The sequence below is a fragment of the Streptomyces sp. NPDC054796 genome (assembly GCF_053611545.1).
On sequence record NZ_JBSHAO010000008.1, the window covers coordinates 136,589 to 152,829 of the forward strand.

At 74.3% G+C, this 16,241-nt stretch carries 15 protein-coding genes; 8 read left to right on the forward strand and 7 right to left on the reverse strand.

The features are described from left to right. Nucleotides 1-2: 2 nt before the first annotated feature. Nucleotides 3-803, reverse strand: a complete 801-nt coding sequence (locus tag ACWGJ2_RS09555) for an enoyl-CoA hydratase family protein (protein ID WP_453345435.1) — start codon at nucleotides 801-803, stop codon at nucleotides 3-5. 108 nt (nucleotides 804-911) lie between these two features. On the opposite strand from ACWGJ2_RS09555, the gene ACWGJ2_RS09560 reads away from it, so the two are divergent. The 3 genes from ACWGJ2_RS09560 to ACWGJ2_RS09570 all read left to right on the forward strand — a co-directional run bounded on the left by ACWGJ2_RS09560 (nucleotide 912) and on the right by ACWGJ2_RS09570 (nucleotide 3,458). Beyond that, on the forward strand, nucleotides 912-1,724 hold the full coding sequence (locus ACWGJ2_RS09560) for an SDR family oxidoreductase (protein ID WP_453345436.1): 813 nt from the start codon (nucleotides 912-914) through the stop codon (nucleotides 1,722-1,724). Between the two features lie 27 nt (nucleotides 1,725-1,751). After that, entirely contained in the window at nucleotides 1,752-2,702 is a 951-nt protein-coding gene (locus tag ACWGJ2_RS09565; protein ID WP_453345437.1) for an SDR family oxidoreductase, read from the forward strand. A gap of 204 nt (nucleotides 2,703-2,906) precedes the next feature. Then, on the forward strand, nucleotides 2,907-3,458 hold the full coding sequence (locus tag ACWGJ2_RS09570; RefSeq protein WP_453345513.1) for a Uma2 family endonuclease: 552 nt from the start codon (nucleotides 2,907-2,909) through the stop codon (nucleotides 3,456-3,458). A gap of 36 nt (nucleotides 3,459-3,494) precedes the next feature. Here ACWGJ2_RS09570 and ACWGJ2_RS09575 read toward each other — a convergent pair whose 3' ends face one another. The 3 genes from ACWGJ2_RS09575 to ACWGJ2_RS09585 all read right to left on the reverse strand — a co-directional run bounded on the left by ACWGJ2_RS09575 (nucleotide 3,495) and on the right by ACWGJ2_RS09585 (nucleotide 6,250). Continuing rightward, nucleotides 3,495-4,670: an acetyl-CoA C-acetyltransferase gene (locus ACWGJ2_RS09575; protein ID WP_453345438.1), complete on the reverse strand. Its 1,176-nt coding sequence runs from the start codon at nucleotides 4,668-4,670 to the stop codon at nucleotides 3,495-3,497. A 57-nt stretch (nucleotides 4,671-4,727) separates the two neighbouring features. Then, nucleotides 4,728-5,351, reverse strand: coding sequence for a TetR/AcrR family transcriptional regulator (locus ACWGJ2_RS09580; RefSeq protein ID WP_453345439.1), 624 nt, complete (start codon nucleotides 5,349-5,351; stop codon nucleotides 4,728-4,730). Between the two features lie 77 nt (nucleotides 5,352-5,428). Beyond that, nucleotides 5,429-6,250, reverse strand: coding sequence for an SDR family oxidoreductase (locus ACWGJ2_RS09585; RefSeq protein ID WP_453345440.1), 822 nt, complete (start codon nucleotides 6,248-6,250; stop codon nucleotides 5,429-5,431). Between the two features lie 137 nt (nucleotides 6,251-6,387). On the opposite strand from ACWGJ2_RS09585, the gene ACWGJ2_RS09590 reads away from it, so the two are divergent. Continuing rightward, the gene (locus ACWGJ2_RS09590; RefSeq protein ID WP_453345441.1) at nucleotides 6,388-7,623 is read left to right on the forward strand and encodes an acyl-CoA dehydrogenase family protein; all 1,236 of its coding nucleotides are present in this window, start codon (nucleotides 6,388-6,390) and stop codon (nucleotides 7,621-7,623) included. Nucleotides 7,624-7,629: 6 nt separating this feature from the next. Beyond that, nucleotides 7,630-8,718, forward strand: coding sequence for an acyl-CoA dehydrogenase family protein (locus tag ACWGJ2_RS09595; RefSeq protein WP_453345442.1), 1,089 nt, complete (start codon nucleotides 7,630-7,632; stop codon nucleotides 8,716-8,718). A 1,243-nt stretch (nucleotides 8,719-9,961) separates the two neighbouring features. On the opposite strand, the gene ACWGJ2_RS09600 is transcribed toward ACWGJ2_RS09595, so the two are convergent. From ACWGJ2_RS09600 to ACWGJ2_RS09610, 3 genes are all read right to left on the reverse strand, one after another. Continuing rightward, nucleotides 9,962-11,014 carry a PadR family transcriptional regulator gene (locus ACWGJ2_RS09600; protein WP_453345443.1) on the reverse strand — a complete coding sequence of 351 codons (1,053 nt, stop codon included), beginning with the start codon at nucleotides 11,012-11,014 and terminating at the stop codon, nucleotides 9,962-9,964. Nucleotide 11,015: 1 nt separating this feature from the next. Then, nucleotides 11,016-11,936 carry a DUF4097 family beta strand repeat-containing protein gene (locus ACWGJ2_RS09605; protein WP_453345444.1) on the reverse strand — a complete coding sequence of 307 codons (921 nt, stop codon included), beginning with the start codon at nucleotides 11,934-11,936 and terminating at the stop codon, nucleotides 11,016-11,018. A 106-nt stretch (nucleotides 11,937-12,042) separates the two neighbouring features. Further along, nucleotides 12,043-12,228: a DUF6104 family protein gene (locus ACWGJ2_RS09610; protein ID WP_453345445.1), complete on the reverse strand. Its 186-nt coding sequence runs from the start codon at nucleotides 12,226-12,228 to the stop codon at nucleotides 12,043-12,045. A 228-nt stretch (nucleotides 12,229-12,456) separates the two neighbouring features. Here ACWGJ2_RS09610 and ACWGJ2_RS09615 point away from each other — a divergent pair, with 228 nt between their 5' ends. The 3 genes from ACWGJ2_RS09615 (at nucleotide 12,457) to ACWGJ2_RS09625 (ending at nucleotide 16,230) form a co-directional block, all read left to right on the forward strand. Next, the gene (locus tag ACWGJ2_RS09615; protein WP_453345446.1) at nucleotides 12,457-12,915 is read left to right on the forward strand and encodes a CU044_2847 family protein; all 459 of its coding nucleotides are present in this window, start codon (nucleotides 12,457-12,459) and stop codon (nucleotides 12,913-12,915) included. After that, nucleotides 12,912-14,969 carry a VMAP-C domain-containing protein gene (locus ACWGJ2_RS09620; RefSeq protein WP_453345447.1) on the forward strand — a complete coding sequence of 686 codons (2,058 nt, stop codon included), beginning with the start codon at nucleotides 12,912-12,914 and terminating at the stop codon, nucleotides 14,967-14,969. The genes ACWGJ2_RS09615 and ACWGJ2_RS09620 overlap by 4 nt, the downstream gene beginning before the upstream one ends. Nucleotides 14,970-15,117: 148 nt before the next feature. Continuing rightward, nucleotides 15,118-16,230 carry an AAA family ATPase gene (locus tag ACWGJ2_RS09625; RefSeq protein WP_453345448.1) on the forward strand — a complete coding sequence of 371 codons (1,113 nt, stop codon included), beginning with the start codon at nucleotides 15,118-15,120 and terminating at the stop codon, nucleotides 16,228-16,230. Nucleotides 16,231-16,241 lie beyond the last annotated feature (11 nt).

Below are 16,241 nucleotides of genomic sequence, written 5' to 3' on the forward strand. Positions count from 1 at the left end.
CGTCACTTCCCCTCGTGGGAGTGGGAGTTTCGGGACTCGCGGGACTCGCGGGGCTCGCGGGAGACGAAGGCGTCGCGGTGCGCGTCGGAGACGCCTTCGAGGTTGGCCTCGAAGGTGAAGCCCTGCTCGAAGCGGTAGCTGCGGCGCACGTCCACGGGGTCGATGCCGTTGAGGGCCTCCTTCGCGAGGCGCAGGAGATAGCCGTCCTTGGCGGCGATCGCGTCCGCCAGCTCCAGCGCCGCCGCCAGCAGCCGCTCCCGGTCGGGCGCGACGGCCCACACCGAGCCGTACCGCTCCAGCTCGCGCGCCCCGACGGTGCGCCCCGTGTAGTACAGCGCCCGCATCAGATGGCCGGGGACGAGCCGCGACAGATGCGTCGCCGCGCCGAGCGCACCCCGGTCCAGCTCGGGCAGCCCGAAGGTGGCGTCCTCGGTGGCGACGACGGCGTCCGCGTTGCCCACCAGGCCGATGCCGCCGCCCAGGCAGTGCCCGTGCACGGCGGCGATGACGGGCACCGCGCACTCGTAGACGGCGGCGAACGCCTCGTAGCAGCCGCGGTTGGCGCCGATGAGCGCCGCGTGGCCCCGCGTGCGCTGCATCTCCTTGATGTCGACGCCCGCGTTGAAGCCCCGCCCGGTGGCGGTGAGGACGACGGCGCGGTGGCGCGCGTCGCGGCCCGCGGCGCGCAGCGCGTCGGCCAGCTCGTACCAGCCGCTGACGGGCAGCGCGTTGACGGGTGGGAAGTCGACGGTGACGACGGCGACCCCGTCGTGCCCTTCCGGGCGGGAGGTGGAGACACCCATGGCTGGATCAGCTACCTTTCCACCTAACGTTTGTTTGGCGGACCATAGCAGCGGCCCCCTCACCGGGGAAGCGGACAGCTCGGCGGACGGCGGGAAGGGAGCCGGAGGATGACGGTCGCGCTCGTCACGGGCGGCACACGAGGGGTCGGCGCGGGCATCGCGCGGGCGCTCCTGCGCTCCGGCGCGGATGTCGTGGTGTGCGGACGCAGGGCGCCGGACAGCGCGGTCAGCGTGCGGGCCGGGCAGGATTCCGGCGACGGGGAGGGTTCCAGTTCCGGCGACGCCGAGGGCGTCCGCAGCGCGCGCTACCTCCCCCTCGACGTACGCGATCCCGCCGCCGCCGAGGAACTGTGCGCCCGTATCGCCCGCGAGCACGGATCGCTCGACGTCCTCGTCAACAACGCGGGCGGCACGCCCTTCCGCTACGCCGCCGAGGGAGCGGCGGCCCAGCACGCGCGGGTCATCGAGCTGAACCTCCTCGCGCCGCTCCACCTCTCCCGCGCCGCGCACGCCGTGATGCGCGCCCAGGAGGGCGGCGGCTCGATCGTGATGGTGGGCAGCGTCAGCGGCACCCGCCCCTCACCGGGCACGGCGGCCTACGGAGCGGCCAAGGCGGGCCTCGACAACCTCGCGCGTTCGCTGGCCGTGGAGTGGGCCGGTGACGGCGTACGGGTCAACACCCTCGTCCTCGGCATGGTCCGCACCGAGCTGACGCATCTGCACTACGGGGACGAGGACGGCGTCGACGCGGTCGCGCGCACCGTGCCGCTGGGGCGGCTCGCTGACCCGGAGGAGGTCGGCGACGCCTGCGTCTTCCTGTCCTCGCCCAGCGCCCGCTACATCACCGGCGCGTCCCTCGCCGTGCACGGGGGAGGGGAGCGGCCCGCGTTCCTCGACGCCGCGAACGTCAACAGGCCCTGACCGCGCGACCGATGCGAAGGAGAGCCCATGTCCGCCACACCGTCAGAATCCCCCGTCCCCGGCGGCCCCCGTATCGCCGAGGGACGGGTCGTCGTCGTCACCGGGGCTGGCCGCGGGCTCGGCAGGGCGCACGCGCTGGCCTTCGCGCGCGCGGGCGCCCGCGTCGTCGTCAACGACCTCGGCGTCGGCCTCGACGGCTCGGCCGAAGCGGACGACGCCCCCGCAGCCCTGGTCGCCGAGGAGATATGCGCGCTGGGCGGCGAGGCGGCCGTCTCGACGGACGACATCGCCACGAGCGAGGGCGCCGCACACCTCGTCCGCACGGCCCTCGACCGCTTCGGGCGCCTGGACACCCTCGTCAACAACGCGGGATTCCTGCGCGACCGCATGCTCGTCAACCTTGACGAGGACGACTGGGACGCGGTCATCCGCGTCCATCTCAAGGGGCACTTCCTGCCGATGAAGCACGCGGCGGCCCACTGGCGTGCGGAGGCGAAGGCGGGCCGCGTCCCCGAGGCACGCGTCGTCAACACCAGCTCGGGCGCCGGGCTCGCGGGCAGCGTGGGGCAGGGCAACTACAGCGCGGCCAAGGCGGGCATCGCGGCGCTCACGCTGGTCGCGGCGGAGGAGTTCGCGCCGTACGGGGTGCAGGTCAACGCGCTCGCCCCGGCCGCCAGGACCCGGATGACCGAGCGCACCTTCGCCGAGGGCATGGCGGCCCCCGACGACGGCTTCGACGCCATGGACCCGTCGAACGTCTCGCCCCTCGTCGTCTACCTCGGCTCCGCCGCCTCGCACGGCATCACGGGCCGCGTCTTCGAGGCCGAGGCGGGCCGGGTCACCCTCATGGACGGCTGGCGCCGCGCGGCCCAGGCGGACAAGGGCGCCCGCTGGGACCCGGCGGAACTGGACACGGCGGTACGCGGCCTCGTCGCGAAGTCGCCGGAGCCCGAGCGGGTGTACGGGGCGCGGGGGTGACGCGGGGTGCGCGTCGCCGTGGGCTGCTAGCACGGGCGGCGGGGCGCTGAGCTGCGGAAAGGTTTCCTGACACACGTTCGAGGGAGTCGTACGCCGATACGACCGCACCCGCCCCGCTAGCCTGGAAGCGTCGCTCCGTGACGAAGGAGGTCCACCGTGGCACTGTCAGCCCCCGAGTGTGGCGAGCGTGAGTCCGACGCGGTCATCGACGGCAGCAAGGTGCCGTCGGTGGAGGACGCCTTCGAAGCGTTTGACGCGGCAGCACCGGATGGGTGGCGCGTGGAACTGGTCGAAGGGGAGATTCACGTGGTGCCACCCGCCAATGGCGAGCATGAAGAAATCGTTTCCGAGGTCACGGGGCAGGTGCGTGACCATCACAAGGAGTTCGGCCGGTACACGGGGCTCGGGCTGCTCATCCCCGGCGCTTCTCCGACCGGCAAGATCATCCCAGATCTGGTCGTCGCCCCCAAGGGCTGTTTCAGCGACGCGCAGGAGTTCCACGATCCGTCGCCGGTGCTGCTCGTGGGTGAGGTGACGTCCCGCTCCACGGGGGACATCGACCGTGGGCCCAAGTTGCGCGGGTACGCGCGCGCCGGTATCCCCGTCTATCTCCTGATCGACCGCGAGGCCGACGAGGTGGTCGTGCACAGTGAGCCGAAGGGTGAGGAGTACACGCGGCGGGTCCAGGCGAAGTTCTCCAAGAAGATCGCGCTTCCCGAGCCCCTCGGCTTCGAGCTGGACACCGCCGAGTTCTGAGCCCCGGCCAGGAGCGAGGGGCGAGGGGCGAGGGCGCTACAGCCGCTCGATGATGGTGACGTTCGCCTGGCCGCCGCCCTCGCACATGGTCTGGAGGCCGTAACGGCCGCCGGTGCGCTCCAGTTCGTGCAGCAGCGTCGTCAGCAGCTTCGTCCCCGTGGCGCCCAGGGGATGCCCGAGCGCGATGGCGCCGCCGTTCACATTGACCTTGTCCGGGTCGCAGCCCGTCTCGTGGAGCCAGGCCAGCACGACGGAAGCGAACGCCTCGTTGATCTCGACCAGATCGATGTCGTCCATCGTCATCCCGGCCTTCCTCAGCGCGTGCGCGGTCGCCGGGATCGGCGCCGAGAGCATCCGCAGCGGATCCTCGCCGCGCACGGACAGCTGGTGGACGCGGGCACGCGGGGTGAGCCCGTGGACGCGGACGGCCTCCTCGGAGGCCAGCAGCACGGCCGAGGCCGCGTCGGATATCTGCGATGACACGGCCGCGGTCAGCCGCCCGCCCTCGACCAGGGTGCTGAGCCCCGCCATCTTCTCCGCGCTCGTGTCACGGCGCGGCCCCTCGTCCGTCGCGTGGTCCCCGTAGGGCACCGTCTCCCGCGCGAAACGTCCCCCGTCGATCGCCTCCACGGCGCGGCGGTGCGAGCGCAGCGCCCACCGCTCCATGTCCTCGCGCGAGATGTCCCACTGCCGCGCGATCATCTCCGCGCCGTTGAACTGGTCGACGGGCGCGTCCCCGTAGCGGGCCCGCCAGCCCCGTGAGCCGTGGAACGGGCCCTCCGTGAGGCCCAGGGGTACGGCCGCCTCGCGCGAGGCGTAGGCGATCGGGACCTGCGACATGTTCTGCACGCCGCCCGCGACCACCAGCTCGGCCGTGCCCGACAGGACCGCCTGCGCGGCGAAGTGCACCGCCTGCTGCGACGAACCGCACTGCCGGTCCACGGTGACCCCGGGGACGGACTCGGGCAGCCCGGCCGCCAGCCAGCTCGTCCGCGCGATGTCGCCCGCCTGCGGGCCCACCGTGTCCAGGCAGCCGAAGACGACGTCCTCGACGGCCTCCGGATCGGCGCCCGAGCGTTCCATCAGCGTGCCGAGCACATGCGCGCCCAAGTCCGCCGGGTGGACGCCCGACAGGGCGCCGCCCCGCTTGCCGACGGGGGTGCGCACCGCCTCGACCACGTACGCCTCGCCTGCTCCGCCGCCGCGCGCCATCGCGCTCACACTCCTCGGGTCTCGGGTCAGTGGGTGCCCATGTGGATGCTGCGCTGTTCAGGTGCCTTCGCCGGTGTCGGCGGCGATGCCGTCGAGCACCATCGACGTGTACTGCGCGGCGATCTGCGCCGCGCTCTTGCGCCCGCCGGGCCGGTACCAGACCGCGGCGACCCAGACGGTGTCCCGCACGAAGCGGTACGCGAGCGGAACGTCGAGGTCGGCGCGGAAGCCGCCCTCCTCGACGCCGCGCTCCAGCGTCCGCGTCCACAGCTTCTGGAAGCGCTGCTGCGAGTCGGAGAGATACGCGAACCGCGGCAGCGCCGACAGCCGCCGCGCCTCCTTCTGGTAGAGCGCGACGGCCGGGCGGTGCCTGTCCATCTGACGGAAGGACTCCGCGACAAGTCCCTCGAACGTGGCACGCGGCGCGAGCCCGGCGTCCTCGACGCGTTCGTAGCCCTCCCACAGCTCGGTGAGGAAGGAGCTGAGGATCTCGTCCGCCATCGACTCCTTGGAGTCGAAGTGGTAGTAGAGGCTCCCGGCGAGCATCCCGGCGCGGTCCGCGATGGTGCGGACGGTGGTCGCGTCGTAGCCCTGCTCGGCGAACACCTCGGCGGCCGTGGCCAGCAGTTCGGAGCGCCGGGGGCGGGCGGCGTTCGCGGCGGGAGTCTTCTTCGTCGGCATGGGTCCATTGTCCTCGGGGTGTCCTCGGGGGCAGCGCGGTACCTGGCGGGCCCGCCCAGCACGGCGCGGCGCGTGCGTCAGGCCCGCTGGCTGCTGACCGCCACGGTCTCGCCCGTCATGTACGAGGCGTAGTCGCCCGCGAGGAAGACGATCACGTTGGCCACCTCCCACGGCTCCGCGTACCTCCCGAACGCCTCCTTGGCGGTCAGCTCCGCCAGCAGCTCCGGGGTGGTCACCTTCACCAGATGCGGGTGCATGGCCAGGCTGGGGGAGACGGCGTTGACGCGGACGCCGTACTCGGCGGCCTCCGCCGCGGCGCAGCGCGTCAGCGCCATCACGCCCGCTTTCGCTGCGGCGTAGTGCGCCTGCCCGCGCTGCGCGCGCCAGCCCACGACCGAGGCGTTGTTGACGATCACGCCCCGCCGCGGCCCCGGCTGTTCCCGCATGACGCGCAGGGCGGCGCGGGTGCAGCGGAACGTGCCGTTCAGGGTGACGTCCAGGACCCTGCTCCACTGGTCGTCGGTCATGTCGACGAGGTCGGCAGTGCCGCCGAGCCCGGCGTTGTTGACGAGGACGTCGAGCCGCCCGTAGCGCCGCACGCACAGGTCCAGCAGCGCCGTCACCTCCTCCTCACGGGTGACGTCGCAGCGCAGCGCGCTGACGCGCCCGTCGCCGAACTCCCCGGCCAGCGACTCCTCGGTCTCGCGCAGTCGCCGCTCGTGGGTGTCGCCGACGACGACCGCCTCGGCGCCCTCCTCCAGGACGCGCCGCGCCGTGGCCCCGCCGATGCCGCTGCCCGCCGCCGCGGTGACGACGACGGTGCGGCCTGTGAGCAGGCCGTGCGCCGGTACGTAGGAGGGGGCCCGCGCGCCGCTCCGGGGCTCCGGGGTGTCCGTCATGTGTGCCGCTCCCCTCGCTTCGCGCGTCGGGCGTCGCGCGTCGGGCGTGCGTCTCTGGACGTCGGCCTCTCGACGGGCCGCTGGCGGCCACGTTAATCTACCAAACACTTGTTAGGGAAGGAGGCGAGCACCCCGTCATGGATCTCGACTTCACCGAGGCCGAGGACGCCTTCAGGGCCGAGGCCCGCGCCTGGCTGGCGGCGCACGTGCCCCGTACGCCCCTGCACTCGCTGGAGACCGAGGAGGGCTTCGCAGCGCACCGGGAGTGGGAGCGGGAGCTGCACGAGGGCGGCTGGTCGGTGGTCGGCTGGCCCCGCGCGTACGGCGGCAGGGACGCGTCGCTCACCGAATGGCTGATCTTCGAGGAGGAGTACTACGCGGCGGGCGCGCCGGGCCGCGTCAGCCAGAACGGCATCAGCCTGCTGGCCCCCACCCTCTTCGCGCACGGCACGCCGGGCCAGCTGGCCCGTCTGCTGCCGCCCATGGCCTCGGGCGAGACGGTCTGGGCGCAGGCGTGGTCGGAGCCGGAGGCCGGTTCCGACCTGGCGTCGCTGCGCTCCACAGCCGAACGCACCACGGGCGGCTGGCTGCTGAGCGGCCAGAAGACGTGGTCCTCGCGCGCCGCGTTCGCCGACCGCGCCTTCGGCCTCTTCCGCACGGACCCCGAGCAGTCCCGCCACCGCGGCCTGACCTATCTGATGTTCCCGCTCTCCGCGCCCGGCGTCACCGTACGCCCCATCGGCCGCCTCGACGGGCGGCCCGCCTTCGCCGAGCTGTTCCTCGACCAGGTCTTCGTGCCCGACGAGGACGTCATCGGCGAAGCAGGGCAGGGCTGGCGCGCCGCGATGTCCACGGCGGGCAACGAGCGCGGGGTGACGCTGCGCTCGCCCGGCCGGTTCACGGCGTCGGCCTCGCGCCTGGCCGCGCTCTGGCACCGCGCCGGCGACCCGCGCGACACCGCGACGCGCGACCGCGTGGCCGACGCCTGGATACGGGCCCGTGCCTACCAGCTCGCGGGGTACGCGGCGGTGTCGCGCCCGGAGGCGGGAGCGGAGGCGGCGGCGCGCGCGGGCGCGGCGGCCTCCATGAACAAGGTCTTCTGGTCCGAGCTGGACATCGCCCTGCACGAGACCGCGCTCGACCTCCTGGGTCCGGAGGGGGAGTTCGCGGCGGAGGAGCCGGGGCGCGGGCCGCAGGGCGGGCCGGAGGGCGACGGCGCGTGGACGGACGACTGGACGCGGACGGACGACTGGACGCGCGGCTGGATGGACGGCTGGGTGTTCGCGCTCGCCGGTCCCGTCTACGCCGGTACGAACGAGATCCAGCGCGACATCATCGCCGAGCGCCTGCTCGGCCTGCCGAAGGGGCGCTGAGCGGCCATGGACTTCCACCCCGACGAGGACCACCGCGCCTACGTGTCGACGCTGCGCCGCCTCCTCGCGGACGCCGCACCGCTGAAGGCGGCCCGCGCCTGGGCGGCGGGCGACCCGGAACCGGGCCGCCGCCTCTGGCGCTCCCTGGCCGACACGGGCCTCGTGGCCCTCGCAGTCCCCGCCGCCCGCGAGGGCCTGGGCCACCGCCCGCCCGAACTCGCCTCCGCCTTCTTCGAACTGGGCCGCGCGGGCGTTCCGGGCCCCGTCGTGGAGACGGTCGCCGTGGCCGCCGCGCTGGGTGCCGCCGGCGACGCGGGGGACGGCGCCCTGGCCGCCGCGCCCTGGCTGGGGCCCGCCATGGCCGGGGACGCGCTGCTCACGGTCGCCGACCCGGCGGGCCCGTACGCACTCGACGCACACCTCGCCGATGCGGCGTTCGTCCTGGAACGGGCACCCGGCGACGACGAGGGGGGCACCGGGCCGGTGTTCGCGGGTGCGCCCCACGTCCTGCGCCTCGCGGCACCCGAGGGCGCACCCCGCGACTCCATCGACCCGGTACGCCGCCTGACGCGCTGCGTCCCCGCCCCCGGCGGCACCGTGGCCGCCGACACCGTACGGCTCCGCTCCCTCGCGACCCTGCTGACCGCAGCGCAGGCGCTGGGCGCGGGGCGCGCGCTGCTGGACGGCAGCGTGGAGCACGCCGCGCGCCGCACGCAGTTCGGGCGCCCCATCGGGTCCTTCCAGGCGGTCAAGCACATGCTGGCCACGGTCGCCGTGGAGCTGGAGTTCGCCGGGCCGCTGCTGTACGGGGCCGCCGTCGCCCTCGCCCGCGGCGACACGGGGTCCCCGGACCTGCCCGCAGCCAAGGCGGCCTGCTCCGACGCGGCGTACGGCGCGGCCCGTACGGCGCTCCAGGTCCACGGGGCCCTCGGCTACACCGACGAGTACGACCTGACGCTCCACCTCCGCAAGGCCCGCGCCCTGCGCGGCGCGTGGGGCACACCGGCCGCTTGCCGCGCGGCGGTCCTGGGCGGGGGCGGAGGTGGGGGTGGGGGTGGGGGTGGGGGCGCGGGCACAGCCCGTGAGCCGCTGTAGCGGTCAGCCCGTTGGGGTGCGGGTCCCCTTCGCGGGGTGCGGAAGGGAACGGGGGGGTTGCCGGTTCGTCGGGGGTGTTGCGCGGGACGGTTGGCCGGTGTGGTGGGTGCCGTAGGGTCCCGCGCTGATTTTTGCGCCGTGGCACGGGGCGCTGCGCTGGGCTGGGCGCCGTGTTCGGGTGCGGGCCGGTGGCTACGGCGCGGCGTATGGACCGGTACGACGCGGCTGGCGCCGCGTGGTTCTTGGCTTGTGCCGGTGGCCGTGTGGGGTTGCTGTGTGGTGGGGGTCGGTGCCGCGGTGGGGTGTCTCCTCGGCGTGAAGGTCTCGTTTACGGCTTTCCGCCGGTGACTTTCTCGACCTGCGGGGACACCCCACCACGTCCCCTCCCGCTCGGTGGCCAACTCTCGGCCGGTGGCCCCTCCCGTTGTTCCCATGCTGTGGACGACATCCTCGCCAGCACCGTGCGCCCGACTCCGGCTCCGCGCCGGAGGGGCTCCGCCCCTGCCACGGTGCCCCACTGTTGCGGGCCCGCCCCCGTGCCGCACCCGCTGGGCTCAGCCCAGCTACCCCTGTTGTGGGCAAGCGTCCCGCTCGGCGAGGGGGCACCTCCCAGCGGTAGCTGGGGGAGGGTGGGCACAACCCGTGCCACCGGCCCGCAGCACGCGTACGAAACCCCAGGGGGCAATCGGGTAGGCGCCCCCTGCACCGGGGGTGTTGCGCGGGACGGGTTGCCCCGTGGAGTGGGGACCGCAGGTCCCGCGCCGGGGGTGGGCATTGGCGCACCCGGAGTGGAGGTGGGCCACCGGCGGGACGGGGACGCGGTGGGGTGTCCCCGCAGGTCGAGACGAACGACGGCGGAAAGTCGAAAACGAAAGCTTCACGCCGAGGAGACACCCCACCGCGGCACCGGACACCCCCCACCCACGCACCCCACACGGCCACCGTCGGGCACCAAGAATCACGCGGCGCCAGCCGCGTACTACCGGTCCATAGGCCGCGCCGTAGCCACCGGCCCGCACCCGGAAACGGCGCCCAGCCCAGCGCAGGGGGCCCCGCCCAGGCGTGCCACGGCGCAAAAATCAGCGCGGGACCCTACAGCGCGCACCACACCGGCCAACCGTCCCGCGCAACACCCCCGTGAAGGGCCTACCCCCCGTTTCCTTCCGCCCCCCGCGAAGGGGACCCGTCCCGCGCAACACCCCCGTGAAGGGGCAATCCTGCGCGCCACGGGGCGGAGGTCGAGTTAGGGGGTCCCGTCACCTGGACCGGGGCCGTCGCTGCCCTCCGAATCGCGAAGCAGCACGCCGATGTGCGCCGCAGCCGTGGACAGATGGCGCCGTGCCTCACGCAGTTGCTCCGGTGTGACGCCGTGGTCGCGGGCCGCGTCGCGGACCTCGTCGCGGAAGCGGTCGAGGAGGCGTTCGAGCGTGCGGGACGGGCTCTCGCCGGACGCGTCGTCCTCCTCGGCCCAGGTGTCGTGCCCCTGCCACCCCTCGGCGGGACCCGCGCCCTCCGCCCCCGGCGCCGGATCCGGCTTGATGTACGGCGGCCAGGCCGTCGAGTACCCGGTGATACGGCCCAGGTTGCCCATCTCGCGCGCGAGCTGGGACATGCCCTCGCGCACCGCGCCGGGCCAGTCCCCCGCGCGGGCCCGCGACTGCACTTGGTCCTGCACCTGGCGGGCGATGCGACGGACCTCCTCCGCCGCCTCCGCGCGCGCCTCGGCCTCCTTGGCCTGACGCTGGGCCTGCTGCGTCTCGCGCTTGGCCTTGCGCGCCTGCTCCTTCCACTCCTCCTTGGCGCGCCGCATCTCCTCCTTCGCCTGTCGCCAGCCCTCCTTGTCGCCCCAGCCCTCCCAGGGCGCTCCCGCGCCGCCCGCGCCTGCACCCATACCCGCGCCCCCGGAAGCGCGGGCGTGCCGCGCCTGCTCGCGCATCTCGCGGCGCAGATCGCGGGCCGAACCGCTGACGTCCTCGCGGATGTCGGCGGCGAGTGCGGCCAGCGACTCGCGGATCTCGACCTCCAGCTCGGCCAGTTCCCCCTGCCGGTCGGCGAGTTCGGCGCGGCCCGCGTCGGTGATCGAGTAAACCTTTCTGCCGCCCTCGGTGGTGTGGTTCACCAGGCCCTCGGCCTCCAGTTTCGCCAGCCGGGGATAGACGGTTCCGGCGGAGGGCGCGTACAGCCCCTGGAAGCGCTCCTCCAGGAGACGGATCACCTCGTAACCGTGCCGGGGTGCCTCGTCGAGCAGCTTGAGGAGGTAGAGGCGGAGCCTGCCGTGGGCGAAGACGGGGGCCATGTCACACGTCCTTGGTGAGGGTGGGGGAGACGTCGTCGGCGGGGCCGGGACCGGGACCGGAGCCGGTTCCAGGGTCGGTTTCGGGATCCGCCTGGGCGGGGCGGCGGAGGAGGGCGATGGAGCCGGAGATGGTGGTGGCCTTGAGCCTGCCGCTGCCGTCGCCGAGGACGCCGGTCACCCGCTTGGCGCCCCACTGGCCGTCGACCCGCAGCTCGTCGAAGGCGTTGGAGAGGACGCCGCTGGTGGTGTTGGCCTCCACCGTGGCGTCGACGGGGCGCCGGGGCAGCCGCAGGGCCACGTCCCCGGAGACCGTGGTGAGCCTGATGTCCGTGGGCTCGTCCGGCCGCCCCGGCTCGGGCGCGAGGTCGAGGACCATGTCACCGCTGACGGAGTCGGCGTTGAGCGAGGTCCCGCCGCCGTCGATGACGGTGAGGTCCCCGGAGACGGAGTTGAAGCGGAGCGTGCCGCTGAGCGACTGCGCCTCGACGTTGCCCGAGACGGTGTCGGCGCGCACCGGACCCGACAGACCGACCAGGGTGGTCTCGCCCGATACTCCTCGCACGTCCGTGTTCCCTTCCATTCCCGAGACGACGGCGCAGGCCCCCACGGCGCCGACGCTCAGCCGCGCGCCCGCGGGCACGGAGACGGAGATGACGGCCCGGCGGTGCCAGCCCTTGCGGTCCAGCCACTTGAGGAAGCCCTTCCACGGCAGATCCTCGTACGCGACGCTCAGCGTGCCGCCCGTCCGCTCGACCACCAGCGGCGGCCCCTTCACCTCCGCGATCTCGATCCGGGCGCCTGGCCCGGTGGTGCCGACGACGTTCACGGTGCCGTTCACGACCCGTACGTGCAGCTCGTCGACGGGCGCGTCGAAATCGAGGGTCTGCGGCGTGGAGATCTGCCACGAGCGATCGGCGGGCACGACGGCCTCCCCCTGAGTAGGCATGGACACACGACGACATATCGCGTCTCTCACTCGACACGATATGTCGCGTTGCCCGCCTCGGCAAGGGGCGCCGCCGAGCCTTCTACTCCTCGTCCTCGTCCTCGTCGTCCAGCCGTGCCAGCCATGTCGCGAGGCGCTCGACCGGGACCTCGAAGTCCGGGTTCAGATCGACGAAGGTCCGCAGTTGCTCGGCCAGCCACTCGAAGGTGACCTCCTGCTCGCCGCGCCGCTTCTCCAGCTCCTCGATGCCGCGGTCGGTGAAGTACACGGGTGCTCCTGGAATGCCCGGGGATGGTTCCGCTCCAGGGTATGCGGGGCGGGGGCACCCGTTCCGCTCCGTCCCCCGGCGGGGGTCGCGGCCCCCGCTCGAAGGGGTCGATCACTGTCACCCCGCGCAGTAGCCTGGACGCCCGTCAACGCGGCCAGGGAACGGCCCCGTTGGCGTGAACGGGGCCGGACGCACAGGCGCGGGGCGCACAGGGAGACGGGGGACGCGATGGATCGCGAGATCAAGGAGATCCTGCTGCCGGACGGCACGACGGTGCTCGCCCGCGTCAGCGTGCTCGAACCCGACGAGATCCCGCCGAGCGCCGACGAGGACGAGTTCGCGTACGACGACGTCGGCGCCCTGGACACTCTCACCTCGCGCATCGACGCGCTCAACGACGTCATCACGGGCGTCGGCTCCGCCGTGCTCGACGCGGCACGCGCCGCGTCCCCGGACGAGGTCACCGCGACCTTCGGCGTCGAGCTGGTGGCCAAGCCGGGCAAGGCCGTCGCGATGCTGGCCGACGGCGAGGCGAAGGCGTCGGTCTCGGTCACCCTCACCTGGCGCCCGGGCCGCGACGGCCGTCGCGACGACGACGGCCGCGACAGCCGTGGCAACGACGACGGCCGCGGCAACGACGACGGTCGCGGCGACGGTGACCGCCGCGGCGCCGGTTCGGCGGGATGACCGGCGCCCGACTGGAGGCGCTGGCCCGCAGGGCGACCGTGCGGATCGGCCCCGAGGACGCGGACGGCACGCTGTGGGGCAGCGGCTTCTTCGTCGCCCCCGGCTGGGTGCTGACCTGCCTCCACGTGGTGCGCGAACGGCTCGGCCCGGACGGCGGCCTCCCCTTCGCCGTGCACGGCGCGGGCGGGCTGAGGGTGGGCGCCCGGCTCGGGTACCGCCTGCCCGCCTCCCAGGACGAGGACCAGGACCTCGCGCTCGTACGGCTGCTGGACGACGTGCCCCACCCCTGTGTCTGGCTGACCGACCGTGGCGACAAGCCCGCCCGCGTCGCCGCCTACGGCTGGCGCGTCCCCAAGGAGAGCCAGCCGCCCCAGGAGTGGAGCGGCAACTGCGCGATCACCGGCTCCGACGGCCCGTACGGCATGATGCTCGGCCCCGAGACCGAGATCCCGCACGGGGCCTCAGGCGGCCCGGTGGTCGACCGCGACCACGGCTCCGTCGTCGGTGTCGTCAAGGCCCGGCGGCGCGGCAGGGACGGCGGCCTGGCCATCGCGACGACGGCGCTGCGCGGCTTCGAGACGGCCGAGGCCGTGGGCGGCGAGAACGGGCTGGGCCCCGCCCCGTACGAGCGGCTGATCCGCGCGCACGACGAGTGGCACGACGGCTGCGGCGGCCCCATGGCCTGGACCCCCGTGCAGCCGGAGCACGGCCGCTGGCGTCCGTCGGACCGTGCGCGGGCGCTCGCCCTGCTCGCCGCGCTGCCCCGGCCCGGCGATCCCGCCACCGTGGGCGACGTGCTGCGGACCGTGCTCGGCGAGGAGCAGCCGTGGCTCGGCGTCGCGCCGCGCACCTGGCGGGACGGGCACGGGCGGCTCTACGAGAGCGACGAGACCGGCGACGAGATGTCCTTCCTCCACTACCTGCTGCTCGCGGCCCGCACCTGCCGCGCCGAGGAACCGGAGGAGGCGGCGGGGCCGGTGGAGCGGCTGGAGTGCTGGGCCCGCGACCGCGCGGCGGAACTGGTGCCGCACCACCGGGCGCTACTGGAGAACGTGCTCGCCCGGCCGGGGGTACGGGGGGTACGGGGAGCGCGCGAGGAGCCGGGGGCGCCGGTGCCGGACCCGGGCCCGTACGCGGTCCCGGCCGGTGGCCCGTCGCGGCGCGGTCGTGGCGGTGCGGCCCTCGAAGCGGCCACCGTGTCCGAGCGCGCTGCCGGGCCCGGCGACGAGGGGCCGGTCGTCGCGGTGGAGCTGGAACCGGCCCACTACCCCGGAGGCGGACGCTTCTACTGGCGCGTCTGGGTGTGGACCGAAGGGCCGGAGAGCGTGCGCTCCTGGGCGGAGGGCGAATCGGGTGAGGGCACGCCACTCCACGAGCTGCCGTACCGGCTGAGCGAGCCGCTGCGCACCGCGTTCGGGCGCCTGGACACCGGCCGTCGGCGCGCCCGCCTCGAAGTCGTCCTCCCCGTGGAGCACTTCGACATCGACGTCCACCTCTGGCGCGCCCAACTGGTCGTGCGCAGTATGCGACCGCACCCGGCCGAGCGTCCCTTCGGCGTCCACCGGCAGGTCGTCCTCCGCGATCTCGCCAGGCGTGGCGCCGCGCCCGGCGGAACGCCCGACGCGGCGTGGGAGGCCCGCTGGGAGGCGGTGACGGAGCGGTGTCCGCAGGCGCTGCCCGTCCGCGCCGAGGGCGATGTCGCCTTCGGCGCGGCCGAGGCCGACGCGGTGCCCGTACTGTGCCGTCCGGCCTCGGAGAGCGTCGTCCCGCTCAGGGAGGCGATCAGGGCCGGGCACGGCCTCGCGCTGTGGAACCGCACGGCGCGGCACACGTACGGCTGCGACGGCGAGTGCGAACGGCTCCACGAGGCCACAGCGAAGCTCCTGCGGCAGTCGGGCGGGGCCGGGGCGCTGCCCGAGGAACTGCGCGTGCTGCGGGAGCGGGTCAACGGAGAGGACGCGGACGCCTACTGGGCCGAGCATCTGGCGCTGCTCTTCGACGATCCGGGCCGCCCCGTGCCGGGGCCCCCGGCGACCGTCGTGGACTGTCCATGACCGGGGCAGCCCCGTCGGCCACGACGCACACCGGCCGCCTTGAGGGCCACCGCCCCGATGGCCACCGGCCCGGGACGACCGACTGACGGCCGACACGACCGACTGACGTTCGACGCGACCGATCGACGAGACGACAGAGGAGGGCGCCGTGACCACGGCCGACCCCGACTGGCTGCTCTACCGGGGCACCGGCGAGCCGCACGACGGCATCGACGCGCTGCCGCCCCCGCCGCCCTGGCGCGATTTCGACGGCGGCCCGCCGCTCGGCGACGTACCGCCCCTGGGCACCGAGTCCCTCCGCCGCCTCGGCACCAGAGGCACGTACGGCGCACGGGGCCCCGGCGGACTGGCCTGGCGCCCCCAGGAGCTGGAGCTGATCAACGCCGCGCTCTACCTCCGGCGGCCCCTGCTGGTCACCGGCGACCCCGGCTCGGGCAAGTCGACGCTGGCCCACGCCGTCGCCCACGAACTAGGGCTGGGCCGGGTGCTGCGCTGGCCCATCGTCAGCCGGACCACGCTGCGCGACGGGCTCTACACGTACGACGCCATCGCCCGGCTCCAGGACATGCAACTGGCCCGGCGGGCGGGGCCGCTCGGCGAGCCGGGCGAGCCGGGGGAGCCGGGTGAGCCGTCCGGTACGGCGGAACCGCAGGCCGGGGACATCGGCCGCTATCTGCGGCTGGGACCGCTCGGCACCGCGCTGCTGCCGTACGAGCGCCCGCGCGTCCTCCTCGTCGACGAGCTGGACAAGAGCGACATCGACCTCCCCAACGACCTGCTGAACGCGCTGGAGGAGGGCGAGTTCGCCGTCCCCGAGCTGGAGCGGGTGTCCGGGGCGCGGGAGACGGTCGAGGTGCTCACCGACGACGGCCGCCGGGCACCGCTCGTGGAGGGCAGGGTGCGCTGCCGCGCCTTCCCCTTCGTGGTGATGACCAGCAACGGCGAGCGCGACTTCCCGCCCCCGCTGCTGCGCCGCTGCCTCCACCTGGACCTGCCTTCGCCGCGCAACGACCCGCACGGCGCCGACCGCCTCGGCACCATGGTGCGCGCCCACTTCGGGGACGAGGACCCCGAGCGCAACGACGCGCTCATCCGGCACTTCCTCCAGAGCAGCCCCGGCTCCCTGCGCGCCGCTGACCAGTTGCTGAACGCGATCTACCTGACCCAGCACGCGGGTCTCGACAGCGCCGCCGACCGGGACCGGCTGGCCGAGCTGCTGATGCGGCCACTGGACCAGACCGAGCCGGGCCCGCACGGATGACGGGCCCGCAC